This window comes from Bradyrhizobium sp. B039 (genome assembly GCF_038965675.1).
In the GTDB taxonomy this organism is placed as follows: Bacteria; Pseudomonadota; Alphaproteobacteria; order Rhizobiales; family Xanthobacteraceae; genus Bradyrhizobium; species Bradyrhizobium diazoefficiens.
In genome coordinates, this window is sequence record NZ_CP152416.1 from 1,808,673 (window position 1) to 1,826,468 (window position 17,796).

The window sequence follows — 17,796 nt, forward strand, 5'->3', positions numbered from 1 at the left end:
CGTCAGGACTTCACTGCACCCGCGGTGAGCCCGCCGACCATGTAGCGGCGGAAGGCGTAGTAGATCGCGGCCGGTGGCAGCGCGTAGATGAAGCCGGTGGTCATCAACAGCTCCCACGGCGAATCGTCGGCGGCGAGGAAGTTGCCGAGCGCGACGGGCAGCGTGATCTCGCGGTCGTTGGAGAGCAGCAGGAACGCGTAGAGATATTCGTTCCAGGCCAGCAGCACCGCATAGGTGCCGATCGCGACCAGTGAGGGCATCATCAGCGGCAGATAGACCAGCCGGAAGATCTGGAGCGTCGTCGCGCCGTCCATCACGGCGGCTTCATCCAGCTCGACCGGCAGCTTGTCGGAGGCCTGCTTCAGCACCCAGATCGCGTAAGGGCTGGCGATCGTCACCATGGCCAGGATCAGCGACCAGTGATTGTTCAGGAGGCCGTAATTACCCATGGTGCGGTACATCGGAACGGCGAGGAACGCCGCGGGGATGAAATAGGTGAAGAGCGCCAGGTTCATCACGATGCGCCCCCCGGGCACCCGCAGCCGCGAGATCGAGAACGCGGCGGCGGTGGCGATGAACAGCGTCAGCACGCCGACCGACGCCGCGATCACCAGCGAGTTCCAGAACTGCACATAGAAGTCGCGCAGGAAGTAGTGCTGCTGCTTGAACACGATCTCGAAGTTGTGCAGCGTCGGATGGTCGGGCCAGAGCTTGCCCGAGAACGCGTCCTCCTTCGGGGAGATCGCGAACAGGAACATGTGATAGATCGGCACCATCGTCCAGATGAAGACGGGAATGCCGATCAGCAGCAACCGCGCTTCGGTCGCGACTTCGCGTAAGGAGGGAAGCTTCATCGCGACAACCGTTTCATCATGAAGTACACGAGCGGCAGGACGAACGGCATCGCACAGACGATCGATGCCATTGCCAGCGAGAGCTGGTCGAGCCGGAGATAGCGGATGCCGAGCGTCGCCAGCACATGCGTGAGGTCGGCCGGGCCACCGCCGGTGAGGAGGTAGACGCTGTTGAAATCGCCGAGTGTCCAGATCATCGAGAGCAGCGTGCAGGTGATGTAGAGCGTCTGCATCGACGGCCAGGTGATGAAGCGGAACTTCTGCCACCAGCTCGCGCCATCCACCTCGGCGGCCTCGAACAGATCGTGCGGTATCGCAAGGCGTCCGGTGATCAGGATCAGCGTCCAGAACGGCAGCGACTTCCAGATGTGGACGCCGATCGCCATGGTCAGCGCCACCGTCGGGTCGTTCAGCCAGTTCGGGCCGTCGTCACCGGTGAACGAGAAGATGAGGTGGTTGATCACGCCCCATTCGGGATTGAGCATGAAGCGCACGGACAGGATGGTCGGGATCGACGGCACCGCCCAGGGCAGGATGAAGATCACCGAGAGCCATTTGATCCAGGTGCGCTGCTGGGCGAAGAAGCCGGACAGGAACAGCGCGATCAGCATCTTGGTGTTGATGCCGATGACCAGGAAGATCAGCGTGTTGACCGCGGCGCGCGCGAAGATCGGGTCGTTGTAGAGCGCGACATAGTTCGCCGGCGCCCGCGCCAGCCACAGCCCGTAGCAGACGGGATAGACGACGAAGGCGAGGAAAACCAGCAGATAGGGCGCGAGCAGCGCGATGCCCCAGACCTGCGCCGGGGTCAGCCGCGACGACAAGGGCGGCGCGGGGATTGCCTGATCGCCAGAGAGCGTGATCGCCATTCTTTTCGGACTCTTCAAAGAGTTGCCGGCCGCGAAACGCGGCCGGTGTTGTTCTTATACCTCTCCCCGCAAAGCGGGGAGAGGGAAAGGATGAATTAACCCGCGACCTGCTTGATGCGGGCGATCAGTTCGTCGACGGCCTTGTCGACCGGGACCTTCTCGCTGACGACCCGGTTCATCGCCTTGGCCCACACGTTCTCGTTGTTGAGGATCGTGAACTTCCAGTTCTTGGTGAAGTCGAACGCGGCGGTGCCGCCGGTGAACTGGGCGTAGACCGCCTTGCGGTGCTTGTCGGCCTGCCAGAACGGGCTGGCCTGGCTTTCCTTGGTCACCGGGAACCAGCGGCCGAGCGCGCCCTCGATATAGGGACGGACGTTGTCTTCCTGGAGCAGGAAGCTGATGAACTGCTTGGCCTCGGCCTTGTTCTTGGCCGCGGTGAAGACCAGCCCGGTCTTGACGTCGGAGCGGTAGCGGATGGTCGACCCGTCAGGCGCCTTCGGGAAGGACGCCGTGACGATGTCCTGCTCATAGGCCTTCTTGCCGGCCTCGCGCTGCTCGGGCGTGAGCGCCTGGTTCTGGGAGTCCTCGTACCACTTCGCCGCGATCGAGATCGTGAAGTTGTGGGTCATCACGATGGTCTTGTTGTGGAAGGCGACGTTGTTGTCCGGATCCTTCCAGGTCGTGGACGAGGGCGGGGTGCAGCCCTTGATGTAGGTGTCGGTGTAGTCCTTCATCGCCTTGATCAGGTTCTCGCGGACCTTGGGATCGTCGACGAGCAGCTTGCCGTCGTCGTCGACCAGCTTGACGTGGTAGGCGTCCATGAAGGTGTAGAACGACTGGAAGGCGTCGGTGGACTCCACGCCCATCGGCTGGCCGACGGCGTAGATGCGCTGGCCGGTGGCCTTGCGGATCCCCGGCTGCACCTTGTCGCACCAGAACGACCAGTAGCCTTCCCAGTCGGTCGGGATGTCGGCGAGCTTGAAGCCGGCCTTCTCCAGCATGTCGTTCCAGATCTGGACGTGCATGCTCTGCTGCTTCAGCGGGAAGCCGTAATAGGCCTTCTTCTTGGTGACGTCGTTATAGAGGATCGACGCATCCAGCGTGTTCTGCACGAACCGATCCTTGATCGGCTCCATGACATCGGTGAGGTCCTCGAGCTTGCCCTCATAGGCCCACTTGCCCTGCGCCTGCACGTCATAAGAGTCGGAATAGGCAACATCGGGCACGGTGCCGGCATCGAGCGCGGCGACCGTCTTCGGAATCATGTCCTGAATCGCGTACTGCGACAATTCGACCTTGATGCCGGTCTTGGCTTCGAACTTCTTGATCGTCTCGATCAGCGCGTCGTCTTCGGAGCGGTAGAAGCCCTTGCCCCACCAGACCGTAATCGTCTTCTGCTGCGCAAATGCGGGTGCAGCGGCTGCGAACAGCCCGGCCGCAGCGACCGCCAGTGTGACTGCGCCAATAACCTTGGATCTCACGTTTTTCTCCCTCAAACGGCCGGTGTTTTTAACCGGTCGTATAAAACACTAGCGCATGGCCGTCAGCCGATCTAGCGGCATGTTGTCAGACCTAGGTCGTGGGGACGGCGCCTGTGGAGATGATTAACGTGCGCATCGATCCAATCGCCGCATCAATTAGCGGCAATCAATTCGGGTTCTGCGTTCTGATCGCCTGACCATGTGCATCCGTACCTGCTCGCGACTGGCGAAGCCCGGCCTTGTAAGCGGTATGAGGACTGAACGCAACGCAGTCGGCTGGCCACACTATGGTGCTGCGGCCGGAGGACGCAAAATGCCTCTGAAAACACGGCGGGGCTGATCCGAGGAACTTCCGGTTCGACAGGGGAACGGTCTTGCAGCGCTGCGCTGCCGACCTATTAGCGTTTCCTCTTCAGGCCCGCCGAATCGAGTTTGCCTGAGCGGATCGGGGCTTCGGCTTGTCTTGCCCGCGCGTCCCGGAAGGCGTGTGCCACGCCTCGAGAAGCATCTTGAGAAACTGGCTCGCGTGAGGAGATAGTGTGGTCCCGTGCCTGCGCACGATTCCGATCGTCCGCGACACCTCCGGCTCGATCAATCGAACGGTGTGAATGATGGGGTGACCGGCGGCGGGCGTCGCAAGCTTCGGCAGCACCGCGATGCCGAGTCCCGCTTCGACGAGGCCAAGCGAACCGGAGAGGTGAGCGACCTCATAGGACCAGTTCAGCTGCAGGCCGTGTCGCGCGAGCGCATTGTCGATCAGCGCGCGATTGCCGCTGTTGCGACCGACGGTGATGACCCGGTGTGACACAATCTCTGACCAGTTGACCCGTTTGCGCGATGCCAACGGATGGTCATGACGGCAGGCCAGGACGAAGGGGTCCTCAACCAGTTTCTCGAATTCGATCTCGGCATGCGAAGCACCGATGAAATTGATGCCGAAGTCGGCTTCTCCGCGCGCGACCGCTTCCAATCCTTCATTGGCACCGATGTCCAGAATCCGGATGCGAATGCGTGGATACGTTTCGGCAAACCGGCCGATCGCACGCGGCAGGAAATAGAACACCGCTGTCGGCACCGCAGCCACCGAGACCAGGCCCGAACTTCGCGCGCCGATATCGTGGATGGCGAGCACCGAGGTCTCGAACTCGTCGATGAGGCGGCGCACCTTCGGCAGGAAATCACGGCCGGTCATGGTGAGATTGACGTGACGCGTCGAGCGTTCGAGCAGCGGCGCACCGAGGCTTTCTTCCAGCTTCTGAATGCGTCGGCTCAGCGCCGGCTGCGACAGGTTCAGCGCCCTGGCGGTGCGCACGAAGCTTCCCGTCTCCGCCACGGTGATGAACGCCTTGAGGTCGAGAAGTTCTGCGTTCATGGCAAGCTCCATTGTATCGATAATCGGAATAATACATCAGATATTTGCATTTCACAAAAGAGTTCTGTCGAGGGATGCTCCGGATCGAGCGAAGTTGTCGCGAACGGAACAGCTCCATGAACGATCAGATTGCCATTCCCTGTGTGGTCATGCGCGGGGGCACCTCGCGCGGGCCGTTCTTCCTGGCCCGCGATCTTCCGGCCGACCCCAAACTGCGCGACGCGATCCTGCTATCTGTGATGGGAGGGGGGCACGATCTTGGAATCGACGGGATCGGCGGCGGCAATGCCGTTATCAACAAGGTCGCGATCGTTGGACCGGCATCGGTGCCAGGCGCCGATGTCGACTACCTGTTCGCCCAGGTGCGTGTTCGTGAAGGCATCGTCGATACCTCCCCGAACTGCGGAAACATGCTCGCGGGGGTGGGGCCATTCGCAATCGAAGCCGGCCTGGTCGCCGCCGCCGCGGATCGCACCCATGTGCGGATCCACAATGTTAACACCGGCAAGCTGATTGACGCGACCGTTCCGACCCCCGCAGGGCGAGTGACTTACGACGGCGAGGCGCGGATCGACGGCGTACCGGGAACGGCCGCGCCGATCGAGCTGTCGTTCCCCGACGCGGCCGGCGCAAGCACTGGTCGTCTCCTGCCCACCGGACGACCGGTCGATCGCATCGAAGGGATCGATGTGACCTGCATCGACGCGGCGATGCCCGTTATGCTGGTCCGCGCGGCGGATCTGGGGTGGACCGGCCGTGAGGCTCCCTCGGACTTCGCCGACGGAGGCTTTCGCGCGCGCCTCGAAACTTTGCGCATCGAGGCCGGATGCCGGATGGGCTTTCCAAATTCCGCGACAATGGTGATTCCGAAGCCGGTTCTGATTGCGCGCGGAGGCGAGGCGACGTTGAGCACCAGGTATTTCATGCCGCATGACTGCCATAACGCGCTGGCGGTGACCGGCGCTGTCGCGATCGCGACGGCATGCGTCACGCCCGGGACGATCGCGGCAGAGATGGTCGGACCATTGGCGCCGCCGGTGCCGATCACCCTCGCCCATCCCTCCGGCCAGCTCGTGGTTCGGCTGGAGCCCGGCCCGGTTGCCCGGGTGCTGCGGACGGCCCGGCGAATCTTCGAGGGCCACGTCTTCGCCCGTCGATCGCACGTGCCTCATTTGGTGCTGGCGGCCTGAAGCCGGGCTGCTTTTAAACCTCAAGAATAACACAAGGGAGAAACGAGAATGCAGATGCGAGCGCCGGCTGGGTCCGCGAGCAGCGAGCCGCGAAAGCCGTTCTACCGGATTCTCTACGTCCAGGTGCTGATCGGTCTCATGCTGGGTGTCTTCACGGGCCATTTCTGGCCCGAATTCGGCGCCGCGCTGAAGCCCTTTGGCGACGGCTTCGTCAAGCTGGTCAAGATGATGATCGCGCCGATCGTATTCTGCACCATCGTGAGTGGCATCAACAGCATCAGCGATTCCCGCGAGGTCGGCCGCGCGCTGGTGAAATCCATGGCGCTGTTCTACCTGCTGACCGTGCTCGCGTTGCTGGCCGGGCTGATCGCCATGTCACAGATCCAGCCGGGCGTTGGCATGCATGTGTCCGTCAATACGCTGGATCCGTCGGTGGCCGCGAAATTTACCAAGCAGGCAGGTGCGACCGGATTTGCGGACTTCATGCTGCACATCATCCCGCACTCCTTCTTTGGAGCGTTCGCCGATGGCGAAGTGCTGCCGGTGTTGCTCGTCTCCATCCTGATCGCCTTTGGCCTGAGCCGTGCCGGCGATGGCGGCGTTGTGGTGACGAAAGCGGTCGAGTCGTTCTCACAAGTGCTGTTTGTGTCCTTCGGCTTCATCATGAAGCTCGCTCCGCTCGGTGCCTTTGGGGCCATGGCGTTCACCGTGGGGCGCTACGGCATCCGATCGATCGGCTCGCTCGGACTGCTGATTCTGACCTTCTATATCGCCTGCTCTGTCTTCGTGGTCGTCGTGCTTGGGACGCTGGCGCGGCTGAACGGCTTCAGCCTGTGGAAGACGATCCGCTACTTCAAAGAAGAGCTGCTGATCGTGCTCGGCACGTCGTCGTCGGAGCCGGCGCTGCCGGGCGCGCTGCGCAAGCTGGAGCAGCTCGGATGCCGGAAAGGCGTGTCAGGGCTCGTGTTGCCGTTGGGCTATTCCTTCAATCTGGACGGCAGCGCCATTTACCTCACCCTGGCGTCCATCTTCATCGCGCAAGCCTGCGACATTCATCTGTCGTGGGGGCAGATCGCGGCGATGCTCGGCCTGATGCTGCTGACGTCCAAAGGGGCGGCAGGTGTCACCGGCAGCGGCTTCGTTGCGCTTGTCGCGACCCTCTCCGTCATGCCGGATCTGCCCGTGACCGGCGTGGCGCTGCTCGTCGGCATCGACCGCTTCATGTCGGAAGCGCGGGCGCTGACCAGCATGATCAGCAACTGTGTCGCGGCCATCACCATTTCGCTGTGGGAGGATGCCTGTGATCGCGAAGTATTGGCCCGTGAACTGGGGCAGAGCGTCACGCGCGAGGTCGGGGCGGGGACGGCGATCGGCGGAGCAACCGTGGTGCAGGAGAACGAGAGCTGGATTTCGACGACGCAATCGGCCGCTTGAACCCGAAGAGAGCGACGCCGATCACTCTAGTTGGACTTGGCGTTTTCCTTGGCGTTCTCCGCCGTCGGCGAGTCTGCCGGGGCGGGACGCTTGGCGGTGCCGGTGATGCGCTCGATCGCGGAGCGCACGGCGTCGCCCGCCTTGCGGTCCTTGAGCATGTCGAGCAGGGGCGCGGACGCGGGCGAGCGGCGGATCAGGCTTTCCGGATCGGGAAAGATCAGGGGATCATCCCAGGGGCCCTGCACCACGAAGGGCAATTCGAAGCCCGAGGCGCTGTTGAGGCTCGCCACGCCCTTCATGTCGTATTCGCGCGTCGGCACCGAGGCGGTGCCGGTCATCGTGATCTTCGCCGCCGGTCCTTCGACGCGGATGTCCTCGGCGGTAGCGACCCCGTCGGAGAATTTCACCGCGATGGTGAGATTGTCGTAAGGCGTCGAGCCGTTGCGGAAATTGCCGCCACCGGACAGCGGCCGGCGCTCCAGCCGCTTCAGGAGCTGTTCGGCATTGAAGCCCGAGATCGCGCCGTCATGCCCGGTGACGGTGGCGCTGCCGTCGAGCGACTGCACGAGGCCGAACGGGCTCGAGCCGGAGGCAACGAGGGAGACGTTGATGTTGCCGCGGCCGGACAGCTTGTTGAGGCCGAACAGTTCGGAGGCGCAGGCCTGGAGGTCGACGTCGGTGAACTGGAATTGCGCCTTGATGTCGGCGACGGTGTCGGCGCGCGCGATGCCGAACGAGCCCTTGGCGATACCGCCATAGACCTGGGCCTCGCCCACCGAGAGCGCCAGCGTGCCGTTGCGCAAATTGGCGCCGATCGCGGTGCGGCCGAGCTTCGACGGCCCGACCGTCAGCCGCGCCGCCGACAGGCGCATGTCGAGGTCGGTGGTCGAGAGCCCGTTGAGATCGAACAGCTGCCTGTTCCAGTCGCGCGCGCCGCTCGCGAGCAGGCGGAAGGTCGAGATATAAGGCGTGAAGTCGAGCGCGTCGGCGGCGAGCGTCGCCTGGAGCGTCTGCCGGCCGTTGTTGGCGTAGGTCATGACGCCCTCGGCGGCGTTGCCGTCGAGCTCGACATTGACGTTGGTAAGCGCGATCGAGGCGCCGACGACATTGGCGCGTGCCTTCAGCGCGAAACGGCCGAAGCCGCCGCTGCCGGGCTGCGGCTGGCCGGTCCAGCGCAGCGCGTTGCGCAAGGACGGGCTGTCGATCGTGAGCGTGCCTTCCATCATCGGACTGGTGCGGTTGGCGACGCTGCCGTCGAAGGCGAGCTTGAGCGGGGCGCTGGCGATCCGCGCCTTCACGCCGGAACGGTCGCCGGAGAGGGCGGCGACGAAGTCGGCGAAGCTGATCGAGCCGTCGACGCGTTCGCCGCGCCAGTCGAACTGGCCGGTCGCGGCGAAGGAGCGCGAGATCGAGGGCCAGGCCAGCGACAGGTCGATGTCGTCGAACTGCTCGGTGGCGTGCGTGGCGGCGTCCTCGTAATTGAGCACGCCGTCCTGGATCCGGATCTCGGAGAACGAGACCTGATTTTCGGCGCCGGGCTTCATGGTGCGCGCAATGGTCTGGATGAAGGGCGTCCAGTTGCTCTCGCCGTCCGGCTTCAGGCTGACATGGATGCGCGGCCGCAGCAGCGTCAGGTCGGCGATCTCGAACCGTTGCAGCAGCAGCGGCAGCAGCCGCAGATTGGCGGTGAGCACGTCGACACGGAGCGCGGGGTCGCTGGTGCCGCCGCCCTTCAGGCCGACGTCATGGAAGGAGATGTAGCTCGCCGGCAGCACCGAGATGTCGATGGGGCCTGCGACACTGAGCTCGAGCCCGGTGACGTCGCGGATCTGCGCTTCCACGGCCTTGCGCAGCGCGTCGCGGTTGATGAGCCAGGAGGTCGCGATCAGGGCGATCAGCGCGACGCCGAGCAGCGCCGCGATCGGCGTCCCGAGGCGCTTCATTCCTTGGGCCATGGTCAATGGCGTGTCCTGATCGGGTTGGTCGTTGGAGCCAAAGGGGCGGGCCGGGAAACCCGCGCGCCCCACGCCCAAGCCTTGTTACGTCACAAGTCCTGTTATGTTAAGTGCCGCAACTTGATGGGTTTTCTTGTCGCTTTCAAGGCCGCGGGCGATCCTGCCCACGGCGTGGGCAGCTTCTACCACCGCCCCGCGGAGCGGAGAACCCCGTATCATTGACGGCTTCGGACGATTTCGCCTAATAATCGCCGCCAATAAGGCGCGACGCCCGCAAGCCGAAGGTTCAGTCGAGGTTTTTGCATGAACAAGGTCTATCCCGACGCCAAGTCGGCTCTCGACGGCATTTTGAAAGACAACATGATGATCATGTCGGGCGGCTTCGGCCTCTGCGGCATCGCCGAGGAGCTGTCGGACGCGATCCGGGAGTCCGGCGTCAAGGGGCTGACGGTCGTCTCCAACAATGCCGGCGTCGACGGCATCGGGCTCAGCCGCCTCCTGGAAACCCGGCAGATCAAGAAGATGATCTCGTCCTATGTCGGCGAGAACAAGCTGTTCGCCCAGCAGTTCCTGGCCGGTGAGCTGGAACTCGAATTCAACCCGCAGGGCACGCTGGCCGAGCGCATCCGCGCCGGCGGCGCCGGAATCCCGGCCTTCTACACCAAGACCGGCGTCGGCACGCTGATCGCCGAAGGCAAGGAAGTGAAGGAGTTCGACGGCGAGAAGTACCTGATGGAGCGCGGCCTGTTCGCCGACCTCGCCATCGTGCACGCCTGGAAGGGCGATACCGCCGGCAACCTCATTTACCGCAAGACCGCGCGCAACTTTAACCCGATGATGGCGACCGCCGCCAAGATAACGGTGGCCGAGGTCGAGCATCTGGTTCCGGCCGGTGAACTCAATCCCGACCACATCCACACGCCCGGCATTTTCGTGAAGCGCATCGTCGAGGTCGGCACGGCCAAGAAGCGCATCGAATTCCGCAACACCCGCCCGCGCACCGCCGCTTAAGCGTCAGGAGACTCACATGGCCTGGACCCGTGAACAGATGGCTGCGCGCGCCGCCAAGGAACTGCGTGACGGCTACTACGTCAATCTCGGCATCGGCATCCCGACGCTGGTCTCGAACTTCATCCCCGATGGTGTCGACGTCAGCCTCCAGAGCGAGAACGGCATGCTCGGCATGGGCCCGTTCCCCTATGAGGACGAGGTGGATGCCGACCTCATCAATGCCGGCAAGCAGACCGTGAGCGAGCTGCCCTCGACCTCGTATTTCTCGAGCGCGGATTCCTTCGGCATGATCCGCGGCGGCCACATGGATCTGTCGATCCTCGGCGCCATGCAGGTGGCCCAGAACGGCGATCTCGCCAACTGGATGATCCCCGGCAAGATGGTCAAGGGCATGGGCGGCGCGATGGATCTCGTCGCCGGCGTCAAGCGCGTCGTCGTTGTGATGGAGCATTCCGCCAAGGACGGCTCGAAGCTCCTGAAGAAGTGCAATTTGCCGCTGACCGGCGAGCGCGTGGTCGACATGGTCGTCACTGATCTCGCCGTCTTCACCATCGACAAGCACGGCGACGGCGGCATGGCGCTGATCGAGCTCGCCGACGGCGTCTCGCTCGACGAGGTCAAGGCCAAGACCGAGGCCGAATTCCGCGTCGCGCTGAAGAACACATAAGGTCGTCGCAGAGGGGGCGCGCATGACGATACGGTCTGCGCGTCCCGAAGACGCCGGTTTCATCGCACAAACCATCCTGCGATCGATGCGTGGCTACCGGCCGCGCGGCGGGTTCGACGTCGCGCTCGGCTGGCCGGAAGCGGAATGCCTCGATTTCATCGCGCGCGTCGCGGCCACGCGCGCGGTGTCGATGTGGCATGTCTCGCAGTATTGGATTGCCGAGATTGATGGTGCGCCGGGCGCGGCGCTATGCGCCGTGCCAGCGGCCGGCACCGGTCCTGCGGCCTGGCGCGCGATCGAGGAAGTCGCAGCCGCGATCGGGCTCACCGCGTCGGAGCTGGAAGCGATCCGCCAGCGCGGTGGCTATGCGCGCGGCTGCTGGGTTCAAGGCGGCGAGGGCGATTGGATGATCGAACATGCCGCAACCGATCCTGCATATGGCGGCCGCGGCCTCGTGCAGGCACTCATCGCGCACGCGCTGGATCAGGGGCGCGCGGCTGGGTTTCGACGGGCGACGATCTCGTTCCTGATCGGCAACGTGCCCGCTGAACGCGCCTACGCCAAGGCCGGCTTTGTCCTTGCGGAGGAGAAGCGTGATCCCGCTTTCGAGGCGATCATCGGCGCACCGGGATTTCGCATGTTTGCGCGCGCGATTTAAGCGCGCTCGGTCTCCGCATTCGACACTGTCATGCCCCGCGAAGGCCTGGAATACCGGATTGCCCGCCTTCGCGGGCAATGACGCCAGGAGGGCGGCTACGACCTCGCCGCCCACGTCTTGCTCCACCGCGCCGACACGCTCGCGACCCACGACGGCTCCTCGCGCACCAGGCGGAAGCCGAGATTGGCGGGCGGCACGCCCTGCGCGCAGCCGCCAGCGCGGGCGTCGCGGATGAAATCGGTGACATAGGCGCGGTGGGCGCCTTCCGCGATGCGCACGCCGCAATTCACGGTCGCCCGGCCGGCATTGCCGGCCGCGTCGGTCCGCGAGCGCACGAAGCAGGTCGAGGTCCACTCCCAGACGTTGCCGGCGAGATCTTCGATGCCGTGCTCGTTCGCGCCGAATTTGCCGAACGCATAGGCCGTCGTGTCGGAAAGGTCCCGTTCGGATTCCCGCTCATAGCGGCTGATCCAGCGCTTCGAAGGATTGTCCGCGTCCACCGGCGCGCCATCGTCCTTGAAGCGCGAGCCCGCCGCGAACGCCCATTCCGCATCGCTCGGCAGGCGCCACGTCTTGCCGGTCCGGTGCGAGAGCCAGCCCGCATAGGCCTGTGCGTCGTGCCAGCTCACCTGCACCGCGGGGCGATCTGTGGCGATCGCCACGTCACGATCGAGAGCGCGGCAAGCGCCGTCCTGCACGCAAAGCTGGTAGTCGGATGACGAAACCTGATGCCGCATGACGTGCAGCGGCCTCGTGAACCGCATCGCGCGCAGCGGCGCTTCCGCCTGCTGCCCGCCCCGCGTGAAATCGCCCGCCTCGCGATAGGACAGATTGCCCGGCGCGATCTTGACGATCGCGGGCTCCGTCGCCGTGCCGCGGACCGCCATGTCCGAGACCAGCGGCGCCACCGCGATCGGTCCTGCGAGTCCGGCCGCGCAAGCCAGGACCAGTTTCAGCTTGAATGCGATCAGCATGTTGTCCCCCGAAAGGAAGAAGGGGCCGGTGATCCACCGGCCCCTTGTCGCGTCTAGTTGGTGTTGGCCGGGATTTCCGCAGGCGCCTTCACCTGGGTCATCAGATCGTCGTTCCACTTGCCTTCGACCTTGAAGTGCGCAGTGGCGCCGAGGTCGGCGGCCTCGATCAGGTTGTGTGTGACATAGGCGTAGATGCCGGGCTGCATGAACTTGTACATCGCAGCCCCTGCCGAGCCGCCGCGGATGAACCAGGTCTCCAGCCCGACCTCGGGTGCATTGCCGAATTTGCCGGTCTCCCAGACATAGTCGCCATGGCCGCCGATCAGATGCGGGCGGCTGTCGCGATTGGCCTGCGAGTGCACGATGAGCACGTTCTCGCCGACATTGGCGGTGAGCGCATTCTTGCCGGTAAGCGCGCCGACCTTGCCGTTGAACACGACATGGGATGGGATCAGCTTCTTCATCACCTCTTCGGTGTCGGTGAAGGCTTCGCCCGGCGAGTCATAGGACTTGAAATTGCCCTTCTCGTCGCGCGGCACGTACATGTCCTGCTCGCCGACATAGTAGACCTTGTCGTATTTCAGCGCGTGGCCCTTGCCGTCGTTCAGTCCGTCGCGCGGCAGCACCATCACGGCGCCGTTCATGCCGGAGACGACGTGCCAGGGGATCATCGGGCCGCCCGGCGCGCAGTGATAGACGAACACGCCGGTCTTGGTCGCCTTCCAGCGCAGCACGACCTGCTCGCCGGGATTGATCAGGGTGAGCGCGCCGCCGCCGAGCGCGCCGGTCGCGGAGTGAAAGTCGATGTTGTGCGGCATGGTGTTGGTCGCGGGATTGACCAGCGTCGTTTCGACGTAGTCGCCTTCATGCACCACCATCAGCGGGCCCGGCATCGAGCCGTTGAAGGTCATCGCCTGGAAAGTGGTACCCTTCTCGTCGATGACTACCTTCTTCTCCTCGATCGTGAGCTTGAACTCCACGATCTTGGGGCCCTGCTTGGTCGCCTGCTCGTGCGCATGCACGAACGGCGGGGCCACCAGCTCCACTTTCTGGCGCGGCAGTTTGAGATCGTCGGCGGCCAGCGCGGGTGTCGCCAGCATCAGGGCGGTCGCGGCGGCGCTGATCAATGCGGCTCTGCGGGTGAACATCGGAAGCATCCTTCATCTGAAATGGTTTTGATGACGGGATGCAGTGTGCGCCTGTTACGGCAAGAGTGTTTGCGCTGCAACAAGCTTTCGCCGGATTCGCCTCCGCAACAGTACTTAGATCCTTCAACGGAGCAGGATCGGCGACACCACGTTGACCGCGTCCGACGGCGTGATGCGGATGTCGAGGCCCAGCGACCATCGGCCAGACAGCGGCGCCGACATCCTGACTCTCCACTGATCGTTGCCGACGCGTTCGGCGTTTGCCGTCATCGGCGCCACGCCGTGCTCGGGGTTGCCGAGCGTGACCGCAACGGCGTCGGCGCTCAGCGGCAACTCGTTCGCATCTTCGAGCTGGATTGCGATCTCGACCGGACCGGCACGACCGGGCGAGACCGTGACGTTCGCCATGGCCTTCTCGGCATGAAGATGGGTGAAGAAACTTTCGTCGGCTTCGGAAACCATCGTGGGCGGAGCGGCCGCCGCCGGCTCGGGGTGGTGCGCGGGCTGCGCGATCTCCGTGCGCTCTGTTTTCTCCGGCGCCTGCGCGCCGATAGCCTGTACGTCGAGCGTCACTTTCACTTCGCCGGCATGCTCGAACGACAGCGTCACCGGTACCTGGTCGCCGACACGAAGTGGAGCATCGAGGCCGATGAACATCAGGTGTCCGCCGCCGGGGGCAAGTTCAACGATTTGTCCGGGGGCGATGACGAGGCCGTCGATGAGCGGGCGCATGGTCATGACGCCGTTGTTGACGGCCATTTCGTGGATTTCGGTTCGAAGCGCATGGGCGGCCGATGCGGTCTGCAACCGCTCCGGCGCGTGGCCCCTGTTCTCGATCGTCAGATAGCCGCCGGCGACCTTGGCTCCCCCGGGCGTCGCCCGACTCCAGGCCCTGGTGATGACGAGATCGCCGCTGGTCGTGTCGGCGGCGAAGGCGGGCGGCCAGACAAGGCATGTCAGGGCGACCGCGCCAGCAAATGCGCGCTTGGATGAGATCATGATCGAAGCCTTCGCGAAGACGCGGCTAAAGCAAATGAATGGCAACCCAGACCGCGGCCCAGATCGCCAGCGACAGGACGGCGAGGACGGCGATTACGGCGGCCAGAGTGTGCACGATACCGGCCGGGGCCGGCGAGGCCGGAACCGGCCGGAAGTCGTCGAAACGCGGGATATGGCCGCGGACGTCGAGCAGGGAGAAAATCAGTTCGAGTGCGAGAAGCCTCATGGCAAACGCTCCGGATGCCGTGCGAATTGCCCGTGATCATTGCGCGGAACCGTCCGCTGCGCTTTGCGCGAGCGCAATGTTTGCGGTGCCCCGGTCCGACTTTGCGCGAGCGCAAGGTCGCTTCCGCAAATCCGGGTTAGCTGAATGCATTCCGTGATTTGCCGCGGCTCCGCAAGCGGCCGAAATTTACGAATGGGTAAGATATGAGAGCTGATCTCGCAGTGAGCTACGGCGAAGAAAGACTGCCTCGCTACACGAGCTATCCGACCGCGCCGCACTTCTCGCCGGTCATCGACGCCGGTACCTACGCCCGCTGGCTGTCCGAGCTCCCGGCCGGTGCCAGCGCGTCACTCTATCTGCACGTGCCGTTCTGCCGCGAGATGTGCTGGTATTGCGGCTGCCATACCCAGATCGTCCGGCGCGACGATCTGATTGCGGCCTACCAGCGGACGCTGCGCAGTGAGATCGCGCTGGTCGCCGAGACCATCGGCCGCCGCATCAAGGTCGAGCATATCCATTTCGGCGGCGGCACGCCGACGATCATGGCGCCCGAGGCTTTTGCCGAGTTGATGGCGGCGATGCGCCAGGCGTTCTTCGTACTGCCTTCGGCCGAGATTGCCGTCGAGATCGATCCCCGCACGCTGACCGCCGACATGGTCGAGGCCATGCGGCTGTCCGGCGTCAATCGCGCCAGCCTGGGGGTGCAGAGTTTCGACCCCATCGTGCAGCGTGCGATCAACCGCATCCAGAGCTTCGAGCAGACGGCGGCCGTCGTCGACATGCTCCGGCATGCCGGCATCGCGGGAATCAATTTCGACCTGATCTACGGGCTGCCGCATCAGACCGTCGCCTCGTGCCTGGACACGGTGCGGCGCAGCCTCTTGCTCGCGCCCGATCGCTTCTCGGTGTTCGGCTACGCTCACGTGCCCGATTTCAAGAAGCACCAGCGCATGATCAACCAGGGCGCGCTGCCCGACGGCCCAGCGCGTCACGACCAGGCCTGTGCGATCGCGAATGCCCTGAAGGAGGCCGGTTACGTGCAGATCGGGCTCGATCATTTCGCGCGACCCGACGATTCCATGGCCGTGGCCTTCGAGGAGCGGACGCTGCGGCGCAATTTCCAAGGCTATACCACCGACCAAGGCGAGGTCCTGCTCGGCTTCGGCGCGAGCGCCATCGGACATCTGCCGCAGGGTTACGTCCAGAACGAGGTGCAGATCGGCGCCTATGCGCAGAGCATCGGCGCCGGCCGCCTCGCCACAGCGAAGGGCTATGGGCTCACCGACGACGACCGGCTGCGCGCCGACATCATCGAGCGCATCATGTGCGAGTTCAGCGCCGATCTCGGTGATATCTGCGCGCGCCACGGCGCAGAGCCCGAGGCGATGCTCAAATCGGCGTCGCGTCTGAAACCGCTGATTTCTGACGGCGTCGTGAGGCTGGACGGCGACCGGCTCGCGGTCGCGAACGACTCGCGCTTCCTGGTCCGCAGCGTCGCCGCCGCGTTCGACGCGCATCTGGATCCCGGCAAGCAGCTGCACAGCCGGGCGGTGTAGCTGCGTCATTCCGGGGAGCGCCGCTTGGCGCGAACCCGGAATTCATTTCACCGCACAGCTTGCTGCCCGATGGATTCCGGGTTCGCGCCATCCAAGTCGGCTGTTGCCGACTTTGATCTTAGAGTCTTCCGAACTCGGGTAAACCCGGGTTCGGTGGCGCGCCCCGGAATGACGAGCCGAGGAACTGGCAACAGCTTGCGCTCCAACAAAGAAACCACAGCCCGCTCCGCTATCGTCGTTTCGGAACGGAGTTGTCCATGCCTTTTGGATCCGACGATCTGGTCGATGACATCATGCGCACGGCGCCGCACACGATCCGCGTGTTTCTTGCTTTCAGGCTGGCCTGCGTCGGCTGCCCGATCGCAACCTTCCACACGGTGGAAGACGCCTGCCGCGAGCACGGCATCGACCGCGACAAATTCCTCGCCGCGCTCTGCGACTGCGTGCCGGCGTGAGACGGTCTGGAATTCGCGCGGGCCGCGTGCGGATTCCCGGGTGAGGGAGCGCTTTCGCCGTAAGCGAAAGCGGCTCTCACCCCAATCTTCGGGAGCAGGGTGAACCTGCCGGCGCAGCCCTCATGGCGCGCCGCTGTCGGGGCTCCGCTCCGCCAGCACGACGATCCTGTGCGGTTCGCGCAGAATGATGCGCTGGCGGCCGCTCTCGACGAGGCCCTGCTGTTCCCAGCCGCTCAGGATGCGGCTCACGGTGTGCAGCGTGGTGCCGGTCATCTGCGCGATGTCCTGGCGGCTGATCGGGAAGTCGATCTCGATGCCGTGGTCGAGCTTCTTGCCGGATTGCTTGGCGAGGCGCAGCAGCGCATGCGCGATGCGTTGTTCGACTTGCTGGGTCGACATTTCCAGGATGCGGGTGTGGCTCTCCTGGAGCCGCGTGCCGACGGTCTGGAGCGTGTTGGCGGCGAGCGCCGGAAACCGCTCGACCAGCCGCGGCCAGGCCGAGGTCGGCCAGATCAGCACCACGCTGTCGTCGACAGCCATCGCAGTCGCGGGGTAGCGCCCGGCTCCGATCGCCATCGCGAGCCCGAACGTCTCACCGGGCGCGACGTAGCGCACCACGATCTGCTCGCCGGTCGGCGTGGTCTTGGCCGCGCGGACGTGGCCGTGCAGCAGCAGGAAGAAGGACTGCGCGTCTGCGCCCTGCTCGAAGATGGCGCTGTTCTTGGGATAGCGCGCCGAGCGGGCCTCGCGCAGGATCTCGTCCAGGGCTTCCGGCGTGACCCCGGCAAACAGCGGCAAATGCGCAACCAGCGATGTGTCGACCTTGGCCATTCTGCCTCCTTGGCGCTCTGGAGTGTGATGGCACCTGCAATCGTCCGGTAGTTTGCGATAGCGCAAAACCCGCCGGCCGGGGCGGCAGTATTTTTCCAAGCAACGGTCTGAATTTA

General features: G+C 64.4%; 16 protein-coding genes and 1 pseudogene. 7 read left to right on the plus strand and 10 right to left on the minus strand.

All coding sequences use genetic code 11. From position 1 onward, the window contains the following. Positions 1–2: 2 nt before the first annotated feature. The 4 genes from AAFG50_RS08545 to AAFG50_RS08560 form a co-directional block, all read right to left on the minus strand. A complete protein-coding gene (locus tag AAFG50_RS08545) occupies positions 3–854 on the minus strand; it encodes a carbohydrate ABC transporter permease (RefSeq protein ID WP_011089838.1) in 852 nt (283 codons plus the stop codon). Continuing rightward, on the minus strand, positions 851–1,723 hold the full coding sequence (locus tag AAFG50_RS08550) for a sugar ABC transporter permease (RefSeq protein ID WP_028173035.1): 873 nt from the start codon (positions 1,721–1,723) through the stop codon (positions 851–853). Before AAFG50_RS08550 ends, AAFG50_RS08545 begins: the two co-directional genes overlap by 4 nt. A gap of 95 nt (positions 1,724–1,818) precedes the next feature. After that, positions 1,819–3,204: an ABC transporter substrate-binding protein gene (locus AAFG50_RS08555; RefSeq protein WP_011089836.1), complete on the minus strand. Its 1,386-nt coding sequence runs from the start codon at positions 3,202–3,204 to the stop codon at positions 1,819–1,821. Between the two features lie 412 nt (positions 3,205–3,616). Further along, complete coding sequence (locus AAFG50_RS08560; RefSeq protein ID WP_028173036.1) at positions 3,617–4,588, minus strand: LysR family transcriptional regulator; 972 nt, start codon at positions 4,586–4,588, stop codon at positions 3,617–3,619. A 104-nt stretch (positions 4,589–4,692) separates the two neighbouring features. Between AAFG50_RS08560 and AAFG50_RS08565 the strand changes: the two genes are divergently transcribed. Both AAFG50_RS08565 and dctA read left to right on the plus strand, forming a co-directional pair. Then, on the plus strand, positions 4,693–5,766 hold the full coding sequence (locus tag AAFG50_RS08565; RefSeq protein ID WP_028173037.1) for a 4-oxalomesaconate tautomerase: 1,074 nt from the start codon (positions 4,693–4,695) through the stop codon (positions 5,764–5,766). Between the two features lie 54 nt (positions 5,767–5,820). Next, the gene (gene dctA, locus AAFG50_RS08570) at positions 5,821–7,200 is read left to right on the plus strand and encodes a C4-dicarboxylate transporter DctA (RefSeq protein ID WP_122975527.1); all 1,380 of its coding nucleotides are present in this window, start codon (positions 5,821–5,823) and stop codon (positions 7,198–7,200) included. 26 nt (positions 7,201–7,226) lie between these two features. On the opposite strand, the gene AAFG50_RS08575 is transcribed toward dctA, so the two are convergent. After that, the gene (locus AAFG50_RS08575; protein ID WP_028173039.1) at positions 7,227–9,155 is read right to left on the minus strand and encodes an AsmA family protein; all 1,929 of its coding nucleotides are present in this window, start codon (positions 9,153–9,155) and stop codon (positions 7,227–7,229) included. 303 nt (positions 9,156–9,458) lie between these two features. Between AAFG50_RS08575 and AAFG50_RS08580 the strand changes: the two genes are divergently transcribed. The 3 genes from AAFG50_RS08580 to AAFG50_RS08590 are packed head-to-tail and all read left to right on the plus strand — an operon-like array spanning position 9,459 to position 11,491. Then, entirely contained in the window at positions 9,459–10,166 is a 708-nt protein-coding gene (locus AAFG50_RS08580) for a CoA transferase subunit A (protein WP_011089830.1), read from the plus strand. A gap of 16 nt (positions 10,167–10,182) precedes the next feature. Beyond that, positions 10,183–10,833, plus strand: a complete 651-nt coding sequence (locus AAFG50_RS08585) for a 3-oxoacid CoA-transferase subunit B (RefSeq protein ID WP_011089829.1) — start codon at positions 10,183–10,185, stop codon at positions 10,831–10,833. Between the two features lie 22 nt (positions 10,834–10,855). After that, complete coding sequence (locus AAFG50_RS08590) at positions 10,856–11,491, plus strand: GNAT family N-acetyltransferase (RefSeq protein WP_028173040.1); 636 nt, start codon at positions 10,856–10,858, stop codon at positions 11,489–11,491. Positions 11,492–11,586: 95 nt separating this feature from the next. Here the strand turns inward: AAFG50_RS08590 and AAFG50_RS08595 are convergent, their stop codons facing one another. From AAFG50_RS08595 to AAFG50_RS08610, 4 genes and pseudogenes are all read right to left on the minus strand, one after another. Further along, a complete protein-coding gene (locus AAFG50_RS08595; protein ID WP_028173041.1) occupies positions 11,587–12,465 on the minus strand; it encodes an SUMF1/EgtB/PvdO family nonheme iron enzyme in 879 nt (292 codons plus the stop codon). A gap of 53 nt (positions 12,466–12,518) precedes the next feature. Next, positions 12,519–13,613 (minus strand): copper-containing nitrite reductase, encoded by a 1,095-nt coding sequence (nirK, locus tag AAFG50_RS08600; protein WP_028173042.1) that lies wholly within the window; start codon positions 13,611–13,613, stop codon positions 12,519–12,521. Between the two features lie 534 nt (positions 13,614–14,147). Continuing rightward, positions 14,148–14,612, minus strand: a pseudogene (locus AAFG50_RS08605) (copper chaperone PCu(A)C); the annotation flags it as partial. A gap of 25 nt (positions 14,613–14,637) precedes the next feature. After that, complete coding sequence (locus AAFG50_RS08610) at positions 14,638–14,838, minus strand: hypothetical protein (protein WP_028173043.1); 201 nt, start codon at positions 14,836–14,838, stop codon at positions 14,638–14,640. 203 nt (positions 14,839–15,041) lie between these two features. On the opposite strand from AAFG50_RS08610, the gene hemN reads away from it, so the two are divergent. Together hemN and AAFG50_RS08620 are read left to right on the plus strand one after the other, a co-directional pair. Then, the gene (gene hemN, locus AAFG50_RS08615; protein WP_028173044.1) at positions 15,042–16,394 is read left to right on the plus strand and encodes an oxygen-independent coproporphyrinogen III oxidase; all 1,353 of its coding nucleotides are present in this window, start codon (positions 15,042–15,044) and stop codon (positions 16,392–16,394) included. A gap of 257 nt (positions 16,395–16,651) precedes the next feature. Further along, entirely contained in the window at positions 16,652–16,849 is a 198-nt protein-coding gene (locus AAFG50_RS08620) for a DUF1858 domain-containing protein (RefSeq protein ID WP_011089822.1), read from the plus strand. 120 nt (positions 16,850–16,969) lie between these two features. On the opposite strand, the gene AAFG50_RS08625 is transcribed toward AAFG50_RS08620, so the two are convergent. After that, positions 16,970–17,680 (minus strand): Crp/Fnr family transcriptional regulator, encoded by a 711-nt coding sequence (locus tag AAFG50_RS08625; protein ID WP_011089821.1) that lies wholly within the window; start codon positions 17,678–17,680, stop codon positions 16,970–16,972. Positions 17,681–17,796 lie beyond the last annotated feature (116 nt).

Coding starts and splice junctions, on each gene's coding strand:
- nirK (WP_028173042.1), bottom strand. CDS start 13,613: ATGTTCACCCGCAGAGCCGCATTGATCAGCGCCGCCGCGACCGCCCTG.
- hemN (WP_028173044.1), top strand. CDS start 15,042: ATGAGAGCTGATCTCGCAGTGAGCTACGGCGAAGAAAGACTGCCTCGC.
- AAFG50_RS08580 (WP_011089830.1), top strand. CDS start 9,459: ATGAACAAGGTCTATCCCGACGCCAAGTCGGCTCTCGACGGCATTTTG.
- AAFG50_RS08620 (WP_011089822.1), top strand. CDS start 16,652: ATGCCTTTTGGATCCGACGATCTGGTCGATGACATCATGCGCACGGCG.
- AAFG50_RS08560 (WP_028173036.1), bottom strand. CDS start 4,588: ATGGAGCTTGCCATGAACGCAGAACTTCTCGACCTCAAGGCGTTCATC.
- AAFG50_RS08550 (WP_028173035.1), bottom strand. CDS start 1,723: ATGGCGATCACGCTCTCTGGCGATCAGGCAATCCCCGCGCCGCCCTTG.
- AAFG50_RS08590 (WP_028173040.1), top strand. CDS start 10,856: ATGACGATACGGTCTGCGCGTCCCGAAGACGCCGGTTTCATCGCACAA.
- AAFG50_RS08565 (WP_028173037.1), top strand. CDS start 4,693: ATGAACGATCAGATTGCCATTCCCTGTGTGGTCATGCGCGGGGGCACC.
- AAFG50_RS08545 (WP_011089838.1), bottom strand. CDS start 854: ATGAAGCTTCCCTCCTTACGCGAAGTCGCGACCGAAGCGCGGTTGCTG.
- AAFG50_RS08575 (WP_028173039.1), bottom strand. CDS start 9,155: ATGGCCCAAGGAATGAAGCGCCTCGGGACGCCGATCGCGGCGCTGCTC.
- dctA (WP_122975527.1), top strand. CDS start 5,821: ATGCGAGCGCCGGCTGGGTCCGCGAGCAGCGAGCCGCGAAAGCCGTTC.
- AAFG50_RS08610 (WP_028173043.1), bottom strand. CDS start 14,838: ATGAGGCTTCTCGCACTCGAACTGATTTTCTCCCTGCTCGACGTCCGC.
- AAFG50_RS08625 (WP_011089821.1), bottom strand. CDS start 17,680: ATGGCCAAGGTCGACACATCGCTGGTTGCGCATTTGCCGCTGTTTGCC.
- AAFG50_RS08585 (WP_011089829.1), top strand. CDS start 10,183: ATGGCCTGGACCCGTGAACAGATGGCTGCGCGCGCCGCCAAGGAACTG.
- AAFG50_RS08595 (WP_028173041.1), bottom strand. CDS start 12,465: ATGCTGATCGCATTCAAGCTGAAACTGGTCCTGGCTTGCGCGGCCGGA.